This is a genomic window from Streptomyces chumphonensis, from assembly GCF_014779715.1.
Lineage (GTDB): Bacteria > Actinomycetota > Actinomycetes > Streptomycetales > Streptomycetaceae > Streptomyces > Streptomyces chumphonensis.
Genome location: NZ_JACXYU010000001.1, coordinates 1,027,037 through 1,046,906 on the forward strand (window position 1 = coordinate 1,027,037; position 19,870 = coordinate 1,046,906).

Here is a 19,870-nt window from a genome sequence, read left to right on the forward strand (position 1 = left end):
TCGCCCACTGGTCACCCCCATCGGTAAACGGATCGCCCTCCGCGCGCTGTTACCGGGTGACGGGAGACACGACGGCCACGCGAGGACGCGCCGGACGGGAGGGCAGGGTGATGCTGGAACAACTGATGGTGACCGCGGGGGTGGGAGCCGGCGCGGCGGGGGTAAGAGTCCTGGTGCACTGGCTCGCCGTCCGGGAGCGGGAGCGTGTCTTCTCCCGCGCCCTGCGCTCGCGGGGGAGCGAGGTGACCGTGGAGTACCGGGACGCCAGGCTGACGGTCCGGACCGGCCGAGGAGGGGACGGCGATGAGCGACGCGCTGAACGCTGAGGACACCTCCCGGTGCGGACGGGCGGAGCCGTTCGAGGTCTTCTTCACCCGGACGTTCACCGGCATGTTCGCGCGGGCGCTGCTGCTGTGCGGGCACCGGCAGGACGCCGAGGACGCGGTGCAGGAGGCCTACGCGGAGGCGTACCGGCGCTGGGAACGGCTGAGCGGCTACGACGCCCCGGACGCCTGGGTCTACCGCGTGGTGCGGCAGCGCCTGTGGGCGACGGGGCGGCGCGACGCCCGGATGCGCGGCGCGGATGCGGGCGTCGCGGACCTGGAGTTACCCGCCCCGGCCGGGGTGGAGGAGACGGCGGAGGCCCGCGCCGTGCTGGCGGCGCTGGCGCTGCTGCCGCGCAGGCAGCGCACGGTGCTGGTGCTGCACTGTCTGCACGGCCTGTCCCAGGAGGCCGTCGCCGAGGAGCTGGGGCTCAGCCGGGGCGGTGTCGCGGCGAGTGTCTTCAAGGCCCGCAGGAGGCTGGAGAAGCTGCTGGACCTGCGGGAGCAGAGCTCCGCCGGGCCGCGCGACGGCCGGGACGGGCTGGCGACCTCCGGCCCGCGGGGACCGTGGGTGGTGCTGCCGGGTCGGGCCACCCGGACCGAGCCGTCCGGTCGCGGCCGGGCGGGCGCGGCGCTGGCGGTCGCGGAGGGGTGGCTGCGCCGGTGCGGGGCCGCCGGGCCGCGGGTCGCGGCCCGCGTGCGGGACGCCCTGACGGCCGAGGCGGGGCCGGGCGGCGTCGGGCAAGGCGGTCGGGAGTGACGGCGGCGTGGCGGGGCGCCCTGGCGCTGGCCCTGGTGGCGGGCTTCTACGCGCTGTCCTGGGGGCTGGTGCTCGGCTACGGCGCCCTGGCGCTCGGGGTGCTGTGGTGGACGGTGGACGGGCCGGGGCCGCTGACGTCGCCGATGCCGCTGTTCGCTGTGGCGTTCGGGCTGCCCGGCGTGTTGGCGGTGCTCCGCGGGCTGCTGGCCGGCGGCCGCGTCCCGGAGCCGGCGCCGGGCACCGTGCGCCTCTCCCGCGCCCAGGCCCCGAAGCTGTGGGATGCCGTGGCGGAGCTCGCGGAGCGGGTGGGCGCGCCGGAGCCGACGGAGATCCGGCTGTCGCCCGACGTGAGCGCCTCCGTCAGCGAGGACACGCGCTTCGGTCTGCGGGTGTCCTCGCGGCGGTTGGAGATCGGACTGCCGCTGCTGGCCGGCTTGCGCGCGGACGAGGTGCGGGCGGTGCTCTGCCACGAGCTCGGGCACTACGCTCGGCGGCACACGCGGTTCGGTGCCACCGTCTACCGGGGTTCGGTGGCGCTGCACACGGCCAGGTCGGGGATCGTGGCGGCGGCGGTCCGCAACCCGGTGGTGGCGATGTACTCGGGGATCCAGTACCGGGTGCTGGGCGCCTACGGATGGCTGTACGACGCCGTGTCGCTGGCCGTGCGGCGGCGGCAGGAGTTCGAGGCGGACGCGGCGGCCGCCGCCGTGGCGGGTCCGGCGGCGATGGCCTCGGCGCTGACCGCCGTTCCCGTGCTGGAGGCGGCGTGGGGGGACTTCCGGCAGCGGTTCCTGGACCCGATGGCCGCGCGCGGGCGGGTTCCGGACGATCCCGTGCGGGCGTTCACGGCGATGCTCACGGACACCGAGTACGGGGAGGCGCTGGAGGAGTGGCGGCGCGAGCAGCCCGAACGCGACCGGTCCCGGCTGGACTCGCATCCGCCCACCCCGGCCCGGCTGCGGGCTCTGCGGCTGCGGTCGGGGGCGGCGCCCGGCGCGGTGGCGGACCCGCGTCCGGGCCGGGTGCTGCTGGAGGGCGGCGCCCTGGAGGGCGGCCTGTCGGACGCTCTCCGGCGTGCGCTGCCGACTCCGACGGACCACCGCACGGTCGTGCAGCCGTGGGAGGAGTGGCTGGACGACGCGGTGGAGTTGCAGGCCATCGGCGCCGTGGAGGACCTGCGCGGGGCGCTGGCGCTCCTGGGCTCGGCACCGCTCCCGACGGTGGACGGCGTGCTCGGTCTGCTGGAGGCGGGGCGCGGGGAGGAGTTGGCCGGGGCGCTGTCGGCGACGGACTGGGGCACGGCCCGGTGGGGTGCTCCGGGGTCCTCGCAGCGGGCGGTGGCCGTGCTGGTGGGGCAGGCGCTGGTGACGGCGGGCCGGGCGGCGTGGAGTGTGCGCTGGGCGTCGCCGGGCGTGCTGGTCCCCTTCGACGAGGAGGCCCGGGAGGCGCACGCGTTGGCCGCGGCGGCGGTCACGGACCCGGCGGCGGCGGCCCGCCTGCGCTTCCTGCTCGTGGTGTGCGGCGTCAACACCGGCGTCGCCCTGACCCGGACCGGTGAGGTCTCGCGGCTGCGGGTCCCGCGCCCGGCGCGGGAGCGCGGACGCCGTCCGGCGCGGGAGGTGGGGCGTCGGGTGAACGTGGGCGGCATCGTCGTCGCGCTCGCCCTGCTGGGGGTGTTCGGCTGGAGTCAGCTGGAGCCGGAGCGCGATCCGGTGCGGCCGCTGCCCGCCACCTCGGTGGACCCCTTCCGGCCCGACCGCACCACCTCGCCCCTGCCGGTGCCGAGCGGCGTCCGGCCGTATCCGCCCCTGCCGGTGCCGGGTGTCTCACGGTCTCCGGACTGCGGGGTGCGGGAGCTGCCGGTGGGCGGCCGATGCCTGCCGTACGAGGCGGTCCTCCCCTCGTCGCGGCTCACACCGGTCGCCACGCCCCCGTTCACGCCGTGAGCCGACGGGCCTTGACCTCCTCCCAGCGGCGGCGCTGCTCGTCGGTCAGGCGGCCGCGGATCTCGGCGAGTTTGAGGAGGTTGGCCTCGGCGCCCGAGGTGAGGGTCTGCGCCTCGGCCTGGTAGTGGTCGTCGAGCAGCGCCTCCAGCTCCGCGGTGTTCATGACGGGTGCGAGGCGCTCGGCGAGCTTGTTGGTGTTGCGGTAGGAGCCCTGGAGGCGGAAGGGCGGTTCGGTGCGGGTGCGGTCGTCCTGTCCGGCGGAGGCGATGTAGGCGGCGTTGACGGCGAGGACCGTGCGCTGGACGTGGAGCAGGTTGCGCAGGACGCCGAGGATCTCCTCCAGTTCGCCGGGCGCGTAGGGGTGGCTCAGCGAGTCGGGCCGGGCGCCGGGCTCGCCGCCGGCCAGCCGCACCAGGAGGTCGACGTCGGCGCGCTCGCGGCCCGCCAGGGGGGCCAGGACGGGGTGGGAGGTGAGGGCGTTCTCGGTGTGGCTGAGGGCGAACAGGTGCTCCCGGCCGCTGAGGACGTCGCCGAGGTTCCACACGTCGGCACGGTTGGCCAGCATGTCGGGGACGCGGAAGCGGCTGCCGGACTCGGTGAACGGGTTCCCGGCCATGGCGACCGCGAAGCGCTTGCCGCGCAGGTCGTACGTGCGGGGTCGGCCGTCGGTCGTGGAGACGCCGTCGAGGCGGCGCTGGGCGTCGCACAGCGGGATGAACTTCTGGAGCAGTTCGGCGGAGAGGTGCTGGATGTCGTCGAGGTAGAGGCAGACGTTGTTGCCCATGTCCAGCGCGAAGTTGATCTTCTCGACCTCGCGGCGGGCGGCGGCGTCGGGGGCGGCGGCCGGGTCCAGCGAGGTCGTGCCGTGCCCCAGCGCCGGGCCGTCCACCTTGACGAACACCAGGCCCAGGCGGGCGGCGACGTACTCCATGAGCGTCGTCTTGCCGTAGCCGGGCGGGGAGAGGAGGAGCAGCACGCCCTGGCTGTCCGTGCGGCGCTCGGCCCCCGCCGCGCCGAGCTGTTTGGCCAGGTTGTCGCCGATGAGCGGCAGGTAGACCTCGTCGATGAGCCGGTTGCGGACGAAGGACGCCATGACGCGCGGGCGCAGGTCGGTCAGGCGCAGCCGGTCGCGTTCGGCGGCCAGCAGGGCGTTGCGGCGCCGGATGTACTCCCGGTGGGCGGGCACGTGCCGGGTGCGGAAGGCGGCGGTGCGGGCGAGGAACTCGTCCAGTCGCAGGGGCAGTTCCCCGTCCCGCAGCCGGGGGTGGGAGCCCAGCAGCCCGGGTACCGCGGTCGTCAGCGCGGCCGTGACCTCGCGGCGCTCCACAGCGGGGCCGCACAGTTCGACGGCGACGGCTTCGGGGAGGTCGGCCGCGTCGAGTCGGCGGGCGTCGGCGAAGGCGGCGAGCCAGGCCCCGGCGAGCTGGTGCCGGGCGGTGAGGTCGTCGCCCAGGCCGCGCAGGTCCTCGGCGAACTCCTTGGCCTCCGTGGAGCCCTCGCCGCCCAGCGCCGCGCGCAAGCCGTCCAGCAGGGCCCGCGCGGCGGCACCGGTGGCGAAGCGGGGTCCGCCGAGGGCCAGTTCCTCGACGAGGTAGGTGCCCGCCGTGCCGGCGGCGGTCTGCGGGGGGCCGTCGGCGTCGGCGGCCGTCCCGTCGAGGCGCAGTCCGTGACGGTGTGCGAAGTCCGCCACCGCGCGGTCCAGTTCGTCCGCCAGTTCACGCACGGCCGGTCCGGGCCCGAACGCGGCGCGGGCGCGGGCGAGGGACTGCGCACGCGTGGTCCACGCGGCGCGGACGCCCGCGTCGGTGCCGTACGCCCAGAACAGCTGGGCGGCGGCGCGGGCGGCGGGCGGGAAGCGCAGCAGGTCCGCCTCCGCGTGCAGGCCGAGGACGGCACCGAGGATCGCGGCGGCGTCATGGTCGTGGACGCCCCGGTCGTAGCCCTCGTCGTAGGCCGCCTCCGCCACCGCCCGGACGGCGTCGAGCAGGCCGTTCTCCCGCTGCGCGGCCCGGTGCAGATCCCGGGCGCCGGTCTCCGCGAGCACCCGTGCGGCCAGGTGCTCCGCCCGGTACACCTCGGGGGACTCCGAGGGCAGCGGGAGGTCCCAGAACGCCCGTGTCGCGGCGAACTCCTCGTCGCGGACGGGGGCCCGGTAGTCGGTGCCGGTGACGGCGAAGACGAGGGCCCCGTCCTGCGGGACGAGCGTCAGGTCGACGGGCTGGGTGTTGACGCCGAAGCGGTGGCGGCCGAGGCGCACGGCGCCCTCGGCGTCGTAGAGGTCCGCGCGGTCGCGCAGGGACCGGGCCGCCTCCTGCCGGGTGGCCTTGAGACGTCCCTCCAGTTCCTCGGCCCGCACGGGGTCGCCGGCCCGGCGCAGCTCCTCGGCCGTGGTGCGCACCTTGGCGACGAGCGGGTCGGCGGCGAAGTACGCGGCCACCTCCTCCTGGGTGGCCAGGGCGGCGGAGCGGCGGGCGACGGTGGCCAGGACGCGCGTGGCGGAGTCGGCGAGGCGCTCGGCGTGCCGGGCCCGCTCGTCCAGGGCGGCCTGCTTGCGGGCGGAGAAGGTCTCGTAGACCTCCTCGCGGCGCTCGCCGAGCCGGGCCAGGAAATCGTCGAAGACCCCGAACCGCGACTCCAGGTCCTCCAGCCGCAGCAGCAGCCGGCCCAGTTGCTCGTCGCACTCCTCGGGGGTTCCCGAGGCGGCCAGAGCGGCGGCCACGGCCTGCCCGAACAGGGCGGACTCGGCGGCGAACTCGGCGCGTCCCTCGCGCTCCAGCAGCTCGCGGCGGCGTCCGGTGACGACGGCGCGGGCCCGGTTGACGGCGCCGAGCACCTCCCCGATCCGCTCCATGAGCCCGGTCCGCACCGTGGCGTCGGCGATCTGGAGCGAACCGACCACGTCGGTGACGGCCTGCAGCCGCTCCGCCTGCTCGGCGATCCGCTCGGTGAGGACGTCCGCGTCGGCGACGCTCTCCGCCCGGCCCGCCTCGTCCGTGAGCCGGTCGACGGTGGCGCGGGTGTCGTCGAAGCCTTCCGGACGGGAGAGGTCGGCGACCGCGCGGCGGCCGGTGGCCTCCAGCGACGCGGCGAGCTCGTCGGCGAGCTCCGCCACCCGGTCCTGGTCGGCGTGGCGCAGTTCCCGCAGCGGCTCCACGCCGCCCTGGGCCCGGCGCAGTTCGGTCAGCAGGGTCACCCAGCCGCTCGCCCCGCCGGGCATCTCGCCCCGGGCCCGGCGCACCAGCGCGGTGACGGCGGCGGCCTTCTCCGCGACGGCGGCGCGGGCGCGCTCCCGCAGCTCCTCGACCCGCTCGAACTCGGTGATGACCTGCGCCGCCGCTCCGCCCAGCTCGGCCAGCGGCTCGTGCAGTCCTTCCAGCCCCTCGGCGTCCAGCCAGGGGAAGGCGTCGGCGACCCGGGCGCAGGCGGTGGTGACGGCCTCGAAGACGGCTGCGGCCGGGGCCAGTTCGTCGGCCATCCGGGCCACGGACAGGGTCTCGGCGATGCCGCGCACCAGCTCCGCGTTGCCGATCCGCCCGAGCGGTCCCGGGGCGGGTGGCGCGGCGGCGGCGTGCGCCTCGGAGACGAAGGGGGTGCGCCACACCTGCACCGGGTGGGCCCGGGACGGCTCGGCCTCGCGGGTGCGCAGCACCGCCAGGGTGCCGTCCTCGAACACGGCGTGCCCGTGGGCCGGGATCGGGGTGACGACCTCCTTGCGGATGACGTGGTAGGGCAGCAGCAGGGAGCGGCCCTCGGCCGGGGCGTGGAAGACGTAGAGGACGTCCTCGCCACCTGGGGCGCGCAGGACGCTCTCGTACTCCAGGCCCGAGGTGTCGGTGTCGAAGGTGCGGGCGGCCGAGCCGGCCGGGGCGGTGGCGAGGTAGTAGCCGCCGGGGAAGACGATGCCGTCGTCGTCGGGCAGCCTGCGGCAGGAGAGCCCGATGCCGTCGAGCCGGACGGCCTCGCCCGTCCGCTCGTTGAACACGAGGTGGCGGTGGGCGTCCTCGTTGTAGGGGCGGACGCGGAGCAGGAGCAGCGGGCCGACCCGGGCGTGGGCCACGTCGGCGTCGGCGAGCGCCTGGAGCGGTTTGTCCACGGGCTCGGAGTAGAACCCCTCGTCCGTCTCGGTGTCGTTGTCGGCCTTGAGGGTGAGGGCGCCCCCGACCGTGGAGAGGTACAGGGCGCCGCCGTCGACGGACAGGTGCGGGTGGCGGCCGGGGATGTGGTCCTCGCGCCGGGCCGGGACCCAGGTCACGTCGTGGGCGGGCGCGGTGAGGTGGTCGCGCTCGCCCTTGGCGTCGACGTACTCGGGTGTGCCGTCGGGCTCGACGCGCCAGCGCAGGACGCGGATGTCGGTCGGCCGGTCCCCGGTGCGGAACACCGCGAGCAGAAGGTCGCCGGTGCGGCGCAGTCGGAGCAGTCGGGCCTGCCGGTAGTAGCGGTGCAGCTCGGCGAAGTCGCGCCGGAACCGCTCACCGTCCAGGAGGCCGGGCAGGGCGTCCTCGCCCGCCTCGGTGACGTCGCCGTCCGCGATGCGGTAGAGCGCGAAGACGTCCTCGACCCCGGTCTCCCGGGCCCGGGCGGCGGGGGTGTGGAACCCGGCCAGGAGCAGCCCGCCGACCTGGGCGAGGTCGCAGGGCACGCGCGGCTGTTCGGTCCGCAGGGTGCTGTTGCGGCCCAGCTCCACGCCGCCGGCTCCGAAGGTCTCGGCACGACGGGTGTTGAGGGCCTGCGCCCGGGTGCGGAGGTCCCGCGCCGCGGTGGTCATGCGGGCCCGCAGCACGTCGTAGGTGGCGGTGTCCAACGTCCGGGCTGCGCCGGTCATCTCGGTGCTCCTCGTCATGGGTGCGGCGGGGGGAGGGGCGGGTGCCCACCCGCCCCTCCCCGGGCCCGGGGGCGTCCCCCGGGCCGCGGCCTCTCAGGCGGTGGGCCGGCCGTTGCCGGCGGCCAGCTTCGTCAGCAGTCCGGCGGCGGACAGGTCGCGCAGTCCGTCGGCGCCGAGGCCGTTCAGCATGGCCTTGACGTCCTCGGGGAACGTCGTGCCGTCCTTCGCCAGCCAGTCGCCGGCGAGCGTCTGGACGGTCTCGCTGCTGCCGACGAAGGCGTCGACGCCGCGACCGGCCGAGATCGCCCCGACCAGCCGGTCGAAGAAGACGGACTCGCCGCCGACGATGTCGATCTTGGCGTTCTCCAGCCCCGCGCCGACCAGCGTGGCCTGGGCCTCGGCGATCTTCCGGTGCACCTCGATCCCGGCGACCCGGATCTCCTTCTCGGCCTCCAGCCGCAGGCGGTACTCCTCGTGCTCGCGGCTCGCGTCGTCCAGCGCCGCCATCGCGGCGGCCTTGTCGGTGAGGCCCTCGGCCTCGGCCTTCAGCTTCTCCCGCAGCGCGTCGGCCTCGGCGAGGCCCATCTCCTTGGCGGCCTCGGCCTCGGCGTGACGCGTCTTGGCGAGGGCGTCGGCCATCCGCTCCTGGACCTCCGCCTCCGCGAGGCCGCTCGCGGCCTGGTCGGCGCGCTTGCCCTCGGCCAGCCGCAGGGTGGCCTCGGCGTCGAGGTCGGCGGCCTTGCGCCGGGCCTCGGCCAGGGTGAGCTCCTCGGCGGCGCGGTGCCTGGCCGCCTGCTCGGCCGCCTCGGCCGCCTTGATGTCCGTGACCAGGCGCTCCTGGGCCTGGGCCTCCGCCGCGATGATGAGGGCCTGGCGCTCCCGCTCGGCCTCCTCGACGGTGCGGAGCTTCTTGATCTCCTCCTCCTGCTGGGCGACGGTCTTCTCCACGGCGATGCGCTCGCGGATGACGTCGGCGATGTCCCGCTTCTCCGCCTCCACCTCCTTGTTGGCGGCGATGCGGCGCAGCTCGGTCTCCCGGTCGCGGGCGATGACCTCCAGCAGCCGGTCCTTCTCGATCCGCTCCCGCTCGACGGCCTCGACGCGCTCGCGGTTGAGCTTGGCGACGGAGACCTCGCGCTCGCGGTTCTCGTTCTGGATGCCGAGGGCCTCCTCGGTCTTCAGGTGCGCGGAGTGGGAGCGCAGCCGCTCCTCGGCCTGGACGCGGGCCGTCTCGGCCTCCTCGCGGGCCCGCACGGTCTCGATCTCGCGCTGCTGGCGGATCTCGGCGTCGGCCTGGCGGCGCTCGAGTTCGAGGACCGCCTCGCGGGCGTCGACGTTCTGCCGGGTGATCTCCTTCTCCTCGTTGCGCTCGTACTCGTTCGTGCGCACGTGCTCGGCGGCGGTCAGCTCGGTGATCTTGCGGATGCCCTGCGCGTCGAGGATGTTGTGCCGGTCGAGGCTGGCCAGCGGCGTCTGCTCGAGGTAGTCGATGGCGGCGTCCTCAAGGCTGTAGCCGTTGAGGTCGGTGCCGATGAGGGCGATGATGCGGTCGCGGAACTCGTCCCGCTTGGTGTAGAGGTCGGAGAAGTCGAGCTGCTTGCCGACGGTCTTGAGCGCCTCGGAGAACTTGGCGTTGAACAGCTCCTGGAGGGTCGCGCGGTCGCTGGCCCGCTCGGTGCCGATGGCCTGGGCGACCTTGACGACGTCCTCCCGCGTCTTGTTGACGCGCACGAAGAACGAGATGCGGATGTCGGCGCGGATGTTGTCGCGGCAGATGAGGCCCTCGTTGCCGGTGCGGCCGATCTCGATCGTCTTCACCGAGATGTCCATGACCTCGGCCTTGTGCAGCACCGGCAGCACCACCATGCCGGTGAAGGTCACGTCGACCGTGCGCATCTTGGACACGATGAGGGCCTTGCCCTGGGGCACCTTGCGGAAGAGGCGGCCGACCATGAGGAGCAGGACGAGGGCGATGAGCAGGATCACGGCGATCAGCACGCCGAATCCCGTGGTGATGGCATCCATAGCGGTGGGTTCCCTGTGCGTGTGAGAGGCGGAGCGGGACGAAGGCGGCGTCAGCGGCCGGGTTCCGGCTCCGGTGCGAGGTCGAAGGGGGCGACGCGGAAGAACTCGGCCTCGGCGTCGTAGTCGTAGATCAGCGCCGTGCTGCCGAGCATGAGCCGGGCGGCGTCGGTGGCCTCGGCCCGTACCTGGACGACGGCGGTGGAGCCGTCCTCGGCGGCCACCTCGGCCTGACCGAAGCCCGGGCCCACGCGGCCGGTGCGGATGGTGCACACCCGGCCGACGAAGTCGTCGCGGTTCACCCCGCGCTCGCCGGGCGCCAGACGGCGCAGCGGCACGACGAGCACGCGCGTGCCGGCCCAGGCGGCGAGCAGGGCGACGGGGAGGACGAGGAGGCGCTGCCAGCTCGCGGCGAAGAGCGCGGTACCGCTCAATGACACGAACCAGGCAATCGCGATGAGGAGAGAGAGCACCACGGCAACGGGCGCGCCGCCGAGTCCGAGGACGGCGAGACCGCCCGCGAAGCCGGTGCTGTGACCGATGTCCCCGGAGCCGATACCCTCCCCTCCCTCAGCGGCATCGACCCCGGGTACACCTGCTCCCCCGAGCAACACCGCAAGCCAGTAGCCGACTACGACGACGAGCGCGAAGCCGAACAGGACGGCGGGGAACGCCAGCGCGGCGTCCAGGAACCCTGCGGAACCAGCCATCGTCCTGCCCCCTCCCGGCTGCGGTGTGCCCTCATGGTGGCACTCGACGTGTCCACGACGCATTGCCCGATCCCGGCAATGTTTCGATGCGCACGTGTGCCGAAACGGAGTGCAACCGATCAGGGCCGAGGGCCCCGGGCTCAGAACTCCTCTTCGGGCCAGCCGAGCAGGCGGGCACCCATCGCGGCCGTCTCCAGGGTGTAGCGCTGCAACGCGTTCCCGGGGTCGTAGCCGGTCAGGGCGTGGATGCGGGCCAGCCGGTAGGTGAGGGTGCGGACGCCGACGCCGAGCCGTCGGGCCGCCTCGGCGTTCACGTAGCCGGACTGGGCGCAGGCCATCAGCGTCCGCACCAGGGGCTCGGCGCCGCCGCGCGCCTGCGTCAGCGGGCCCAGCACGGTGGTGACCAGGTCGGCGATGGCGCTGCGGTCCCGCAGGAGGACGGGGAAGACCAGCAACTCGGACGCGGTGAGCCGGACGGACGTCAGCCCGAGCCGGTCGGCCACGTGGACGGCGTCCAGCGCCTCCTCGTAGCTCAGCACGACACCGCCGGGCCCGGTGTGCTCACGGCCGAGGGCCACCCGGCGTGCCGCGACGTAGCCGGGGCCGGGCCGTTCGGCCAGTACCGCGAAGGCGTTCAGCACCGCGCGGTCGTCCCCGCTGGCGGCGATGCACACCAGACGGCCGTCCTTGGTCGTCAGCAGGGCGTCGCGGTCGCCGAAGCGGGCCACCAGCTCCCGCTCGATGCGGCGTACGGTCGGGTGGACGTCGTCGTACTGCTCGTGGCCCTCGCAGACGGCGACGGCGTGGGTGTGCGTCAGCCGGAGCCCGAACCGCTGGGCCCGCTCGGCCAGCCGGCCGAGGTCGCTGCGACCGTGCAGGAGGTCGTCGATGAACTCGCGCCGCTCGGCCTCCTCCTGGCGCACGGCCAGCCGCCGGGCCTGCTCGTGCCCCTCGCCCAGCGCCCCGACGGCCGCCTCCAGGGCGGCCAGGATGGCGTCGCCGGTGCGGGCCCGCTCGGCCGGACCGGCGGCACGCGTCACGCCCGGCAGGGTGCCCCACAGCGCCCGCGTCTCGCCGACGATGAGGGAGACGACCTCGCGGAGCCGGTGGCCGTCCTCGGCGGCGCGCTCCCCGAGGACGCGCAGGGCGTCCAGTTCGTCCCGGCGGGGCAGCCGCCCGGTCACGGAGACCTCGGCGAGCAGTTCCGGGTAGGCTCCCAGGTAGCTGCTGGACATCCCGGACCGCCGCACGGACACCTCCCCCGAGGGCCGACCCTCGGCCCTCCCTTCGCACGGACCACCCTAGCCAGGACCGGACCGGCGCCCCCTGACCGGGCGTGACCGCCTCCTCCCCCGGCCCCGCCGTACCTACCGGTAGTGCGGCGGAGGTCACATCTCCGCTTGCGGTAAAGCCGTGACGTGCGGGTACGGTGAGGCCCTAGGAGCAGCGTCAACAACATTTCTCAAGGTGTGCCGGGAAGTCTGGTCGGCAGCGTGACACGTCGCGCTTTGTACTCTCAGTGACCACCTGTGCCCGGAGGCCGATCGATGACGTCCACGCAGCAGACACCGAACCGCCGCCTGTTCGCCCGACCAGGGCTGAAGGAACGACGGCTGCTCGCCGACGCGCTGCGGACGGAGACGGTCGGTGGCCTGATGCTGCTGGGTGCCGCGATCGTGGCACTGGTCCTCGCGAACACCCCGCTCAGCGACCTCTACGAGCGCGTCAGCGACGCCCACTTCGGCATCGCGGCACTCGACCTGGACCTGTCCGTGGCGCACTGGGCCTCGGACGGCCTACTGACCATCTTCTTCTTCGTCGCCGGTATCGAGCTCAAGCGCGAGCTGGTCGTCGGCGAGCTGCGCAACCCGGCCGCCGCCGCGCTGCCCGTGGTGGCCGCCGTCTGCGGCATGGTCGTGCCCGCCCTGTTCTACGTCGCCGCGAACGCCGGCACCGGTGGCGACATGAACGGCTGGGCCGTGCCGATGGCCACCGACATCGCCTTCGCCCTCGGGGTGCTGGCGGTGATCGGGACCAACCTGCCCTCGGGCATCCGGGCCTTCCTGCTGACCCTCGCGATCGTGGACGACCTCGGCGCGATCATGGTCATCGCCCTCTTCTACACCTCCAAGCTCAACCTGTGGGCCCTGGCGGGCGCCATCGTCGGGCTGGTCGTGTTCTGGGCGCTGCACCAGAAGCTCAACGTGCGCGGCTGGTACGTCTACGTGCCGCTGGCCCTGGTCATCTGGGGGCTGATGCACGGCAGCGGCATCCACGCGACGATCGCCGGTGTGGCGATGGGCATGCTGCTGCGCGTCAAGACGCGACCGGGTGAGAAGGAGTCCCCGGCGGAGCACATCGAGCACCAGGTGCGTCCGATCTCGGCCGGGTTCGCCGTGCCCGTGTTCGCCGTCTTCGCGGCGGGCGTCAGCGTCTCGCTGGGCGACCTGGGCGAGGCGGCCGGTGAGCCGGAGGCGGTGGGCGTCGTGCTCGGCCTGTTCCTCGGCAAGATCATCGGCATCACCGGCGGCACCTACCTCGCCGCCCGCTTCACCAAGGCCGAGCTCAGCGACGACCTGTCGTGGTCGGACGTGGCGGGCATCTCGATGCTGGCCGGCATCGGCTTCACCGTCTCGCTGCTCGTGACCGAGCTGGCCTTCGACGACGCCGAGACCACGGAACACGTGAAGGCCGCCGTGCTGGTCGCCTCCTTCCTCTCCGCGATCGTCGCCGCCGTCCTGCTGAAGATCCGCGACAAGCACTACCGCAGGATCTGGGAGGAGGAGAACCGCGACGAGGACGGCGACGGGATCCCGGACATCGACCAGCGCGAGGAGGCCGAGCTCGCCGTGCGGGCCGCCCGCGAGGGCGCCGCGCGCGCCGAGACCGCCCGCGAGAACGCCGCGCGCGACGACGCCTCGGGCCGCGACGGCGAGGACGACGGGGGCGTCAGCGGGAAGCGCTGAGCTCCAGCCGGACGAACCGCGGCCGGTACAGCTCCACGTCCCGCTGGACGGCCGCGGTCGACTGCGTCACGTTGACGTCGTAGCCGAGCAGCAGGTCCGCCCCGGCGGGCAGCGCCCGGCCGCCGTGCGGTCCGCCGCCGCTGAACGCCGGGTGGGCCTGCGGGTTGTACACCACCGCCCCGGCCTCCCGGCCGCCGTCCGGCAGCGGCGGCGTGAGCGCGTCCGACGGGCCGTGCCAGGGCCCCTGGGGTGAGCAGGCCCAGTACGACGTCACGGTCGTCATGCCCCGGCCGTCCGGGCCGCCCGCGTCCGTGGTGAGCAGCAGCCAGGTGTCGCCGCGCCGGGTCACGGTGTAGGTGTTGCTCGCGCCGCGCCCGGGGTCCTCCCCCGGCGCGGCGCCGACGGGCAGGGGCGCCGCCGCGCCCGGATCGGCGCTCCAGGCCCGGCCGTCCCAGTACCGCCAGGCGGTGCGGTCGGCCAGCGAGCCGTCGGGCACCCGCGCCACGTGGGCCCGGGACGAGCGGCCCTGCGCGGTGCGCTCGTCCGCGCCGAAGACGTAGGTCCAGCCGTCCTCCCGCACCGCCGACGTCCCGTACAGCACCCGCTGCGCCGGGTCCGTCGCCGCCGGGACGTCGATCGGCTCGACGGACTCGACGGCCAGGTCCGGCAGGCTGAGGGTGGCCACCTCGGTCGCGCGCGGAATGCCGAAGAACCACGGGTCGCTGCCCTCCTCGCGCTGCCACAGCAGCACCCGCACCACCCGCTCGGACGAGCCGGGGCGACGCGGCTCGACGACGCCCTGCGCGGGCCAGCGCCACACCTCCCGGCCGTCGGCGGCGGCCAGGCCGGGGAAGAGGGCGCCGGGGCCGGGCCCCAGCAGCGTCCGCTCCAGGCGGCCGTCCGGCGCCATCACGACGCCCGCGTTGCGCACCCAGACCGGCGACGGGTCACGGGAGGGTCCGCCGAGCGCGGTCTCGGGGTGCACCCGGTCGAGGAAGGTGTCGGCGGAGAGCCACAGCGTGCGTCCGTCGGGCAGCCGCACCGAGCGGCTGCCGTCGCCGCCGGTCCAGTCGTCGGTCCGCGTGTTGTCGTCGCCGTACCGGGCGAACTCGCCGGTCATCGCCGCGTCGACGCGCCAGCCGGTGACGGTGAGCGGCGCGCAGGCGTCACGCGCCCGGTCCTGCCCCGTGTCGTCACCGCCCGGGCGGGCCAGCACGAGGACGGCGACCAGCGCGAGGAGCGGGCTCAGCAGCAGGCCGGTACGGACGAGGCGTCGTTTCCGGATGCGGTCCATAGGGCGGCCCAGGATAGGGCCCCGCGCGGCGGTGCCGCTGCGACGCCGGTCACCGCCGCCCCGGCCGCACGGCGTCGGCCAGCTCCTCCAGCGCCTCCGCGGTCAACTCGGCCGCGCGCAGCGCGACACCGTCGGGGTGGAGGGGATGGCGCTGCCACGCGGCGAGGGCGTCGCGCACCGGCGTCCAGTCCGTGGCCTCGCCCGCCCGGATCGCCGCTTCGGCCCGCCGGGCCGCGTCCCGCAGCGCGCGGGCGAACGCGGCGGCCCCGGGGTCCCGCGCGGCCTGCGCTGGGGGGAGGTGCGCCTCCGCCAGCATCGCCGCACGCCCCACCGTGGCCAGGGCCTGCTGCGCGTCGGCCGCCCGGCGCCGGGGCAGGCCGCGGTGGCGCACGGGCTCGCTGTCGGCCCGTGCGACCGCCTGGTCCCACTCCAACAGGGCGGCCCGGGTGTCCAGCAGGGCCTCCCGCACCTGGCGGGGCCGACGCCCTGCGGGCCCGCCGAAGCCCTCCTGCACCGCCGCCGCGTAGGCGGTGACGGCCGTCAGCCAGTCCGCGAGGCGTTCGCGCAGCCGGGGCGTCTCCCACGCGGGGAAGACCACGTAGGACAGCAGCGCCAGCACGCCGCCGAGCAGCGTGAGCAGGATGCGTTCCGGCACGGTCTGCGCCCAGCCCTCGCCCGCCACCCCGAGCAGGAAGACGACGTAGGCACCGATGCACAGGGAGATCACCATGTAGCCGGTGCGCATGAGCGCGTAGAGCAGGAAGACGCTGCCGACCGCGTAGGCCGCGGCCAGGTACGTCCCCGGGCCGGTGACCGCGATGACGGCCCCGGCGATCGCCACGCCCGTGACGGTGCCGACCAGCCGCGCCGCGCCGCGCGCGACCGTGCCGGAGAAGTCCGGGCGCAGGATCATCACGACGGTCAGCCCGACCCAGTAGCCGTGCCGGCTGGGCAGCACCTCGCCGACCGCGTAGCCGACGGGGACCACGGCCGTCAGGCGCACGGCGTGTCGGAACACCGGGGAGGACGCGCGCAGCTCCCGGCGCAGCGCCCGCAGGAGGACCGGGAGCTGGCCGGGCACGCCGGGCCGCCGCAGGTAGGGGCGGTGGCCGGGACCGGTCACCTCCACCGGCTCCTGCGCGGCCTCCACCAGCTCCTCGCTCAGGGCGATGAGCCGCAGCGCCGCCCTGCGGGCCGGGCCGGGCGGGAGGACCGGGCCGTCCGCCGGGACACGCAGCACGTCGAGGGCGTCCCCGGGCAGACGCACCGGCTCCACGCGCCGGATCGAGCGGGCCACCGCGTCCAGAACCGTCGCGGCGGCGTCCAGCAGCTCGCGGACGCGTTCGCGGGGCGGCCCCTCGGGGACGCCGCCGACCACGGGGTCCGCCAGCGAGGCCAGGACGGGCCGAAAGCGGTCGGCCAGCAACCGGTAGCCCTGCAACTGGCGCGGGCGGTGCCGGGCCTGCCGGGGCGTGACGGCCGCCGCCCGGCGGGCCTGCATCAGGGCCTCCGGCTCGAAGGGCGCCGTGGGGTCCGCGCGCAGCCGCCGGGCGTAGACGGCGACGGAGACGAGCGCGTCGGCCAACGCCTCCCGGCGCTCGCCCCAGCGGCGGATCGGGAGGGCGACGATCAGCGCGGCCTGCACGACGCCCCCGAGCGCGATGATCGCCGCGTGCTGGGCCGCCTCCGGCACGCTCGCGGGCAGGGTCACGACGACCAGCATCATCGCCACGGTGAACGCGCTGACGACGCCCGACACCGCCCCGGCCGCCCACGTCATGCCCGCCCCGAAGGACCACAGCCCCAGCATCAGCGCGAACGCCCAGGGCGTGTCGGCCAGGACGTAGCCGAGGAAGGCGCTCACCGACAGCCCGGCCGCCGCGGCCAGCGCCAGCTCCGGGCGCGGACGCCAGCTGCGCTGGAAGGTGGCGATGCCGGACGCGAACGCGCCGAAGGCCGAGGAGACGGCCAGCGCGGGCGAGCCCAGCCAGAGCGTGAGGGCCAGGATCACGGCCACCCCGCACGTCCCGCGCAACGCGAGCAGCGGTGTCACCGCCGCCCGCTCGATCCGCAGCCCGGAGCGCGCGGTGACCTTCAGGGCCGCCGCCCACCGGGCCGTGGCCCTTCCACCCATGATCACGAGCATACGGCGCCCCGCCCACCGGGCCCGGGTGCGCCACCGAAAACGCGTGGTGGTCCCGGGGGCGCCGGTTCTAGAGTCGCGGTCATGTCGGTGCGACCTCGTATGCGTGAAGCACTGCGCGAAGCCATGCGCGCCCGTGACCGGGTGGCGGTGAGCGCCCTGCGGACGACGCTCGCGGCGCTGGACAACGCCGAGGCGGTACCCGTGCACGACGCCGGTCCGCACGCCGCGGCCCTCCAGGACACGCCCGTGGGGGTCGGCTCCACCGAAGCGGCACGGCAGGCGCTGAGCGAGCGCGGTGTGGTGGAGATCGTCCGGTCGGAGGCCGACGAGCGGCTGGCGGCAGCGGCGCGACTGACCGCGCCCGCGTACACCGAGCGCGCGACGCGGCTGCGCGCGGAGGCAGCGGTACTGCTCGGCTTCCTCGACGGCCCGGGCACGGCGGAAGACGCGACCGCGCGGCGCCCCTGAGCCGACGCGGCGCGATCCCGTCGGACGCGGAGGGCATCCGTACGGGTGACGGACGGCCGGGCTGTGCGGCGAGCAGTTCGTCACGGGTGTCACCGTTACGCGGGTGGGCGGTCACGAACGGCGCACAGGGCGGCGTCGTGGTGACGGTGTGTCGCGCCTTCCGCACAGGGTGAAGCGCATCAGCCGTCACACCTGTGGAGGTCCCGAGACATGGCCGACCGTCGTCTGTGGTCGTACAAGGAGATCGCCGCGCACATCCGGGTGCAGCCCGACACCGTCCGGTCGTACCGCAAGCACGGGCTGCTGCCGGCACCCGACGTCGTGGAGGGCGGCCGGCCGTTCTGGTACGCGGACACCATCCGTGACTGGGTCACCCGTCGGCCCGGGGCCGGCGGACGCCGGGGGTAGCCCGGTAGACCGGAACGCATACGGGCGGGGGGTATAGGATGAAGCCGCACGACGTCATCGCGACAGACTGGAGGGCTCCATGAGCGGGACCACGATCACGTACCGGGTCAGCGGTATGACCTGCGGACACTGCGAGAAGGCCGTCACCGACGAGGTATCGGCCCTGCACGACGTGACGGAGGTGAAGGCGGTCGCGTCCACCGGCCTGGTCACCGTCACGGCCGCCGCCGAGCCCGACGACGCGGCCGTCCGGGCGGCGGTGGACGAGGCGGGCTACGAGCTCGTCGGCCGGACCTGAAGGCCGACGGCCGAAAAGCCGGGGAAAAAGGAGAACGCCCCCTCGCGAGTCCCCCCACGGGCTCGCGATCGGGGCGTTCCCTCCTCCCGGTTCCGATTCCCCCCACGGGATCGGACCGGGCGTACTTGCGGGCTGCGCGTGGACCGGAGGGCCGCTCAAAGCTCCCGGACACGTCAGCCCGTGACCGCAACTCCGCCGGGTGTCGCAGTCACCCGGTTCGACCCGGGGGACCCACGAAGGGTTGTACCCCCGATGGTGTGATGTGGATCACAACACGGCGACGGCCCCGGCTCCGCGAGGGAGCCGGGGCCGTCGTGGGCCGTTCGGGGTGCTCAGCGCTGCTCGACCGGGACGTAGTCGCGCTCGACGACGCCCGTGTAGATCTGCCGCGGGCGGCCGATCCGGGAGCCCGGCTCCTTGATCATCTCGTGCCACTGGGCGATCCAGCCCGGCAGCCGGCCGAGGGCGAACAGCACGGTGAACATGCTGGTCGGGAAGCCCATGGCGCGGTAGATGAGGCCGGTGTAGAAGTCCACGTTCGGGTAGAGGTTGCGCGAGACGAAGTAGTCGTCGCTGAGCGCGTGCTCCTCCAGCTTGAGCGCGATGTCCAGCAGCTCGTCGGACTTGCCGAGCGCGGACAGCACGTCGTGCGCCGCCGCCTTGATGATCTTCGCGCGCGGGTCGAAGCTCTTGTAGACGCGGTGCCCGAAGCCCATGAGTCGGACGCCGTCCTCCTTGTTCTTCACCTTGCGGATGAAGGACTGGACGTCGCCGCCGTCGCGCTTGATCCTCTCCAGCATCTCCAGCACGGCCTGGTTGGCACCGCCGTGCAGGGGGCCCCACAGCGCGCTGATGCCCGCCGAGATGGAGGCGAACATGTTGGCCTGCGAGGAGCCGACCAGGCGCACGGTGGACGTCGAGCAGTTCTGCTCGTGGTCGGCGTGCAGGATCAGCAGCTTGTCGAGCGCGCTGACCACGACCGGGTTCAGCTCGTACTCCTCGGCCGGCACCGAGAACGTCATGCGCAGGAAGTTCTCGACGTAGCCCAGGTCGTTCAGGGGGTAGACCACCGGGTGGCCGACGGCCTTCTTGTACGCGTAGGCCGCGATCGTCGGCAGCTTGGCCAGCAGCCGGATGGTGGAGATGTGGCGCTGCTGCTCGTCGAACGGGTTGTGGCTGTCCTGGTAGAACGTGGACAGCGCGCTGACGACCGAGGACAGCATCGCCATCGGGTGCGCGTCGCGCGGGAAGCCGTCGTAGAAGCGTTTGACGTCCTCGTGCAGCAGGGTGTGCTGCGTGATCTCGCCCCGGAAGGCCGCCAGCTCGTCGACGGTCGGCAGCTCGCCGTGGATCAGCAGGTAGGCCGTCTCCAGGAACGTGCCGCGCTCCGCGAGCTGCTCGATCGGGTATCCCCGGTAGCGCAGGATGCCCTGCTCACCGTCGAGGAACGTGATCGCGGACTGCACGCCCGCCGTGTTGCCGTAACCGGAGTCCAACGTGACCAGACCGGACTGGGCACGCAGCTTGCTGATGTCGAAGCCGGAGTCCCCGACGGTGCTCTCCACCACCGGGTAGCTGTACTCGCTGTCCCCGTGCCGCAGTACTACGGACTTCTCAACGTTGCCGCTGTCGCTCACGTCATCCCTCACCGACGTCGTCCCTCTTGTTGAATCGTCCCGAAGGTCGTTCGGGATTCAGAGGTGGAAC

At 74.4% G+C, this 19,870-nt stretch carries 14 protein-coding genes; 7 read left to right on the forward strand and 7 right to left on the reverse strand.

Annotation, left to right across the window (positions count from 1 at the left end):
• The first annotated feature begins 110 nt into the window (after positions 1–110).
• From IF129_RS04290 to IF129_RS04300, 3 genes are read left to right on the forward strand one after another with little or no spacing between them, the layout of a single operon-like run.
• Positions 111–326, forward strand: a complete 216-nt coding sequence (locus IF129_RS04290) for a hypothetical protein (RefSeq protein WP_191208019.1) — start codon at positions 111–113, stop codon at positions 324–326.
• Positions 304–1,083 carry an RNA polymerase sigma factor gene (locus tag IF129_RS04295; RefSeq protein ID WP_191208020.1) on the forward strand — a complete coding sequence of 260 codons (780 nt, stop codon included), beginning with the start codon at positions 304–306 and terminating at the stop codon, positions 1,081–1,083. The genes IF129_RS04290 and IF129_RS04295 overlap by 23 nt, the downstream gene beginning before the upstream one ends.
• A complete protein-coding gene (locus IF129_RS04300; RefSeq protein WP_191208021.1) occupies positions 1,080–3,029 on the forward strand; it encodes a M48 family metallopeptidase in 1,950 nt (649 codons plus the stop codon). The genes IF129_RS04295 and IF129_RS04300 overlap by 4 nt, the downstream gene beginning before the upstream one ends.
• Here the strand turns inward: IF129_RS04300 and IF129_RS04305 are convergent.
• From IF129_RS04305 to IF129_RS04320, 4 genes are all read right to left on the reverse strand, one after another.
• Positions 3,019–7,851, reverse strand: coding sequence for a DNA repair ATPase (locus IF129_RS04305; protein WP_224754233.1), 4,833 nt, complete (start codon positions 7,849–7,851; stop codon positions 3,019–3,021). The genes IF129_RS04300 and IF129_RS04305 overlap by 11 nt on opposite strands.
• Positions 7,852–7,944: 93 nt before the next feature.
• The gene (locus IF129_RS04310; RefSeq protein WP_191208023.1) at positions 7,945–9,876 is read right to left on the reverse strand and encodes an SPFH domain-containing protein; all 1,932 of its coding nucleotides are present in this window, start codon (positions 9,874–9,876) and stop codon (positions 7,945–7,947) included.
• Between the two features lie 50 nt (positions 9,877–9,926).
• Positions 9,927–10,583, reverse strand: a complete 657-nt coding sequence (locus IF129_RS04315) for an OB-fold-containig protein (protein WP_191208024.1) — start codon at positions 10,581–10,583, stop codon at positions 9,927–9,929.
• A gap of 140 nt (positions 10,584–10,723) precedes the next feature.
• On the reverse strand, positions 10,724–11,818 hold the full coding sequence (locus tag IF129_RS04320) for a PucR family transcriptional regulator (RefSeq protein ID WP_191208025.1): 1,095 nt from the start codon (positions 11,816–11,818) through the stop codon (positions 10,724–10,726).
• 312 nt (positions 11,819–12,130) lie between these two features.
• Here IF129_RS04320 and nhaA point away from each other — a divergent pair, with 312 nt between their 5' ends.
• Positions 12,131–13,549: a Na+/H+ antiporter NhaA gene (nhaA, locus tag IF129_RS04325; protein ID WP_191208026.1), complete on the forward strand. Its 1,419-nt coding sequence runs from the start codon at positions 12,131–12,133 to the stop codon at positions 13,547–13,549.
• On the opposite strand, the gene IF129_RS04330 is transcribed toward nhaA, so the two are convergent.
• Positions 13,533–14,843 carry a DUF4185 domain-containing protein gene (locus tag IF129_RS04330; protein ID WP_191208027.1) on the reverse strand — a complete coding sequence of 437 codons (1,311 nt, stop codon included), beginning with the start codon at positions 14,841–14,843 and terminating at the stop codon, positions 13,533–13,535. The two genes, nhaA and IF129_RS04330, sit on opposite strands and share 17 nt — an antisense overlap.
• A 49-nt stretch (positions 14,844–14,892) precedes the next feature.
• Positions 14,893–16,977, reverse strand: coding sequence for an FUSC family protein (locus IF129_RS04335; RefSeq protein WP_191208028.1), 2,085 nt, complete (start codon positions 16,975–16,977; stop codon positions 14,893–14,895).
• A 135-nt stretch (positions 16,978–17,112) separates the two neighbouring features.
• Here IF129_RS04335 and IF129_RS04340 point away from each other — a divergent pair, with 135 nt between their 5' ends.
• From IF129_RS04340 to IF129_RS04350, 3 genes are all read left to right on the forward strand, one after another.
• Positions 17,113–17,457, forward strand: coding sequence for a hypothetical protein (locus IF129_RS04340; RefSeq protein WP_191208277.1), 345 nt, complete (start codon positions 17,113–17,115; stop codon positions 17,455–17,457).
• 210 nt (positions 17,458–17,667) lie between these two features.
• Positions 17,668–17,865, forward strand: coding sequence for a helix-turn-helix transcriptional regulator (locus tag IF129_RS04345; protein ID WP_191208029.1), 198 nt, complete (start codon positions 17,668–17,670; stop codon positions 17,863–17,865).
• A gap of 79 nt (positions 17,866–17,944) precedes the next feature.
• On the forward strand, positions 17,945–18,163 hold the full coding sequence (locus IF129_RS04350; protein WP_191208030.1) for a heavy-metal-associated domain-containing protein: 219 nt from the start codon (positions 17,945–17,947) through the stop codon (positions 18,161–18,163).
• 332 nt (positions 18,164–18,495) lie between these two features.
• Here IF129_RS04350 and IF129_RS04355 read toward each other — a convergent pair whose 3' ends face one another.
• A complete protein-coding gene (locus IF129_RS04355) occupies positions 18,496–19,812 on the reverse strand; it encodes a citrate synthase (RefSeq protein ID WP_191208031.1) in 1,317 nt (438 codons plus the stop codon).
• Between the last annotated feature and the right edge of the window lie 58 nt (positions 19,813–19,870).

Bases quoted from the DNA above. Each gene is read 5' to 3' on its own strand.
- IF129_RS04290 (WP_191208019.1), top strand. From the start codon at position 111: ATGCTGGAACAACTGATGGTGACCGCGGGGGTGGGAGCCGGCGCGGCG.
- IF129_RS04295 (WP_191208020.1), top strand. From the start codon at position 304: ATGAGCGACGCGCTGAACGCTGAGGACACCTCCCGGTGCGGACGGGCG.
- IF129_RS04305 (WP_224754233.1), bottom strand. From the start codon at position 7,851: ATGACCGGCGCAGCCCGGACGTTGGACACCGCCACCTACGACGTGCTG.
- IF129_RS04310 (WP_191208023.1), bottom strand. From the start codon at position 9,876: ATGGATGCCATCACCACGGGATTCGGCGTGCTGATCGCCGTGATCCTG.
- IF129_RS04315 (WP_191208024.1), bottom strand. From the start codon at position 10,583: ATGGCTGGTTCCGCAGGGTTCCTGGACGCCGCGCTGGCGTTCCCCGCC.
- IF129_RS04320 (WP_191208025.1), bottom strand. From the start codon at position 11,818: ATGTCCAGCAGCTACCTGGGAGCCTACCCGGAACTGCTCGCCGAGGTC.
- nhaA (WP_191208026.1), top strand. From the start codon at position 12,131: ATGACGTCCACGCAGCAGACACCGAACCGCCGCCTGTTCGCCCGACCA.
- IF129_RS04330 (WP_191208027.1), bottom strand. From the start codon at position 14,843: ATGGACCGCATCCGGAAACGACGCCTCGTCCGTACCGGCCTGCTGCTG.
- IF129_RS04335 (WP_191208028.1), bottom strand. From the start codon at position 16,977: ATGGGTGGAAGGGCCACGGCCCGGTGGGCGGCGGCCCTGAAGGTCACC.
- IF129_RS04340 (WP_191208277.1), top strand. From the start codon at position 17,113: ATGCGCGCCCGTGACCGGGTGGCGGTGAGCGCCCTGCGGACGACGCTC.
- IF129_RS04345 (WP_191208029.1), top strand. From the start codon at position 17,668: ATGGCCGACCGTCGTCTGTGGTCGTACAAGGAGATCGCCGCGCACATC.
- IF129_RS04350 (WP_191208030.1), top strand. From the start codon at position 17,945: ATGAGCGGGACCACGATCACGTACCGGGTCAGCGGTATGACCTGCGGA.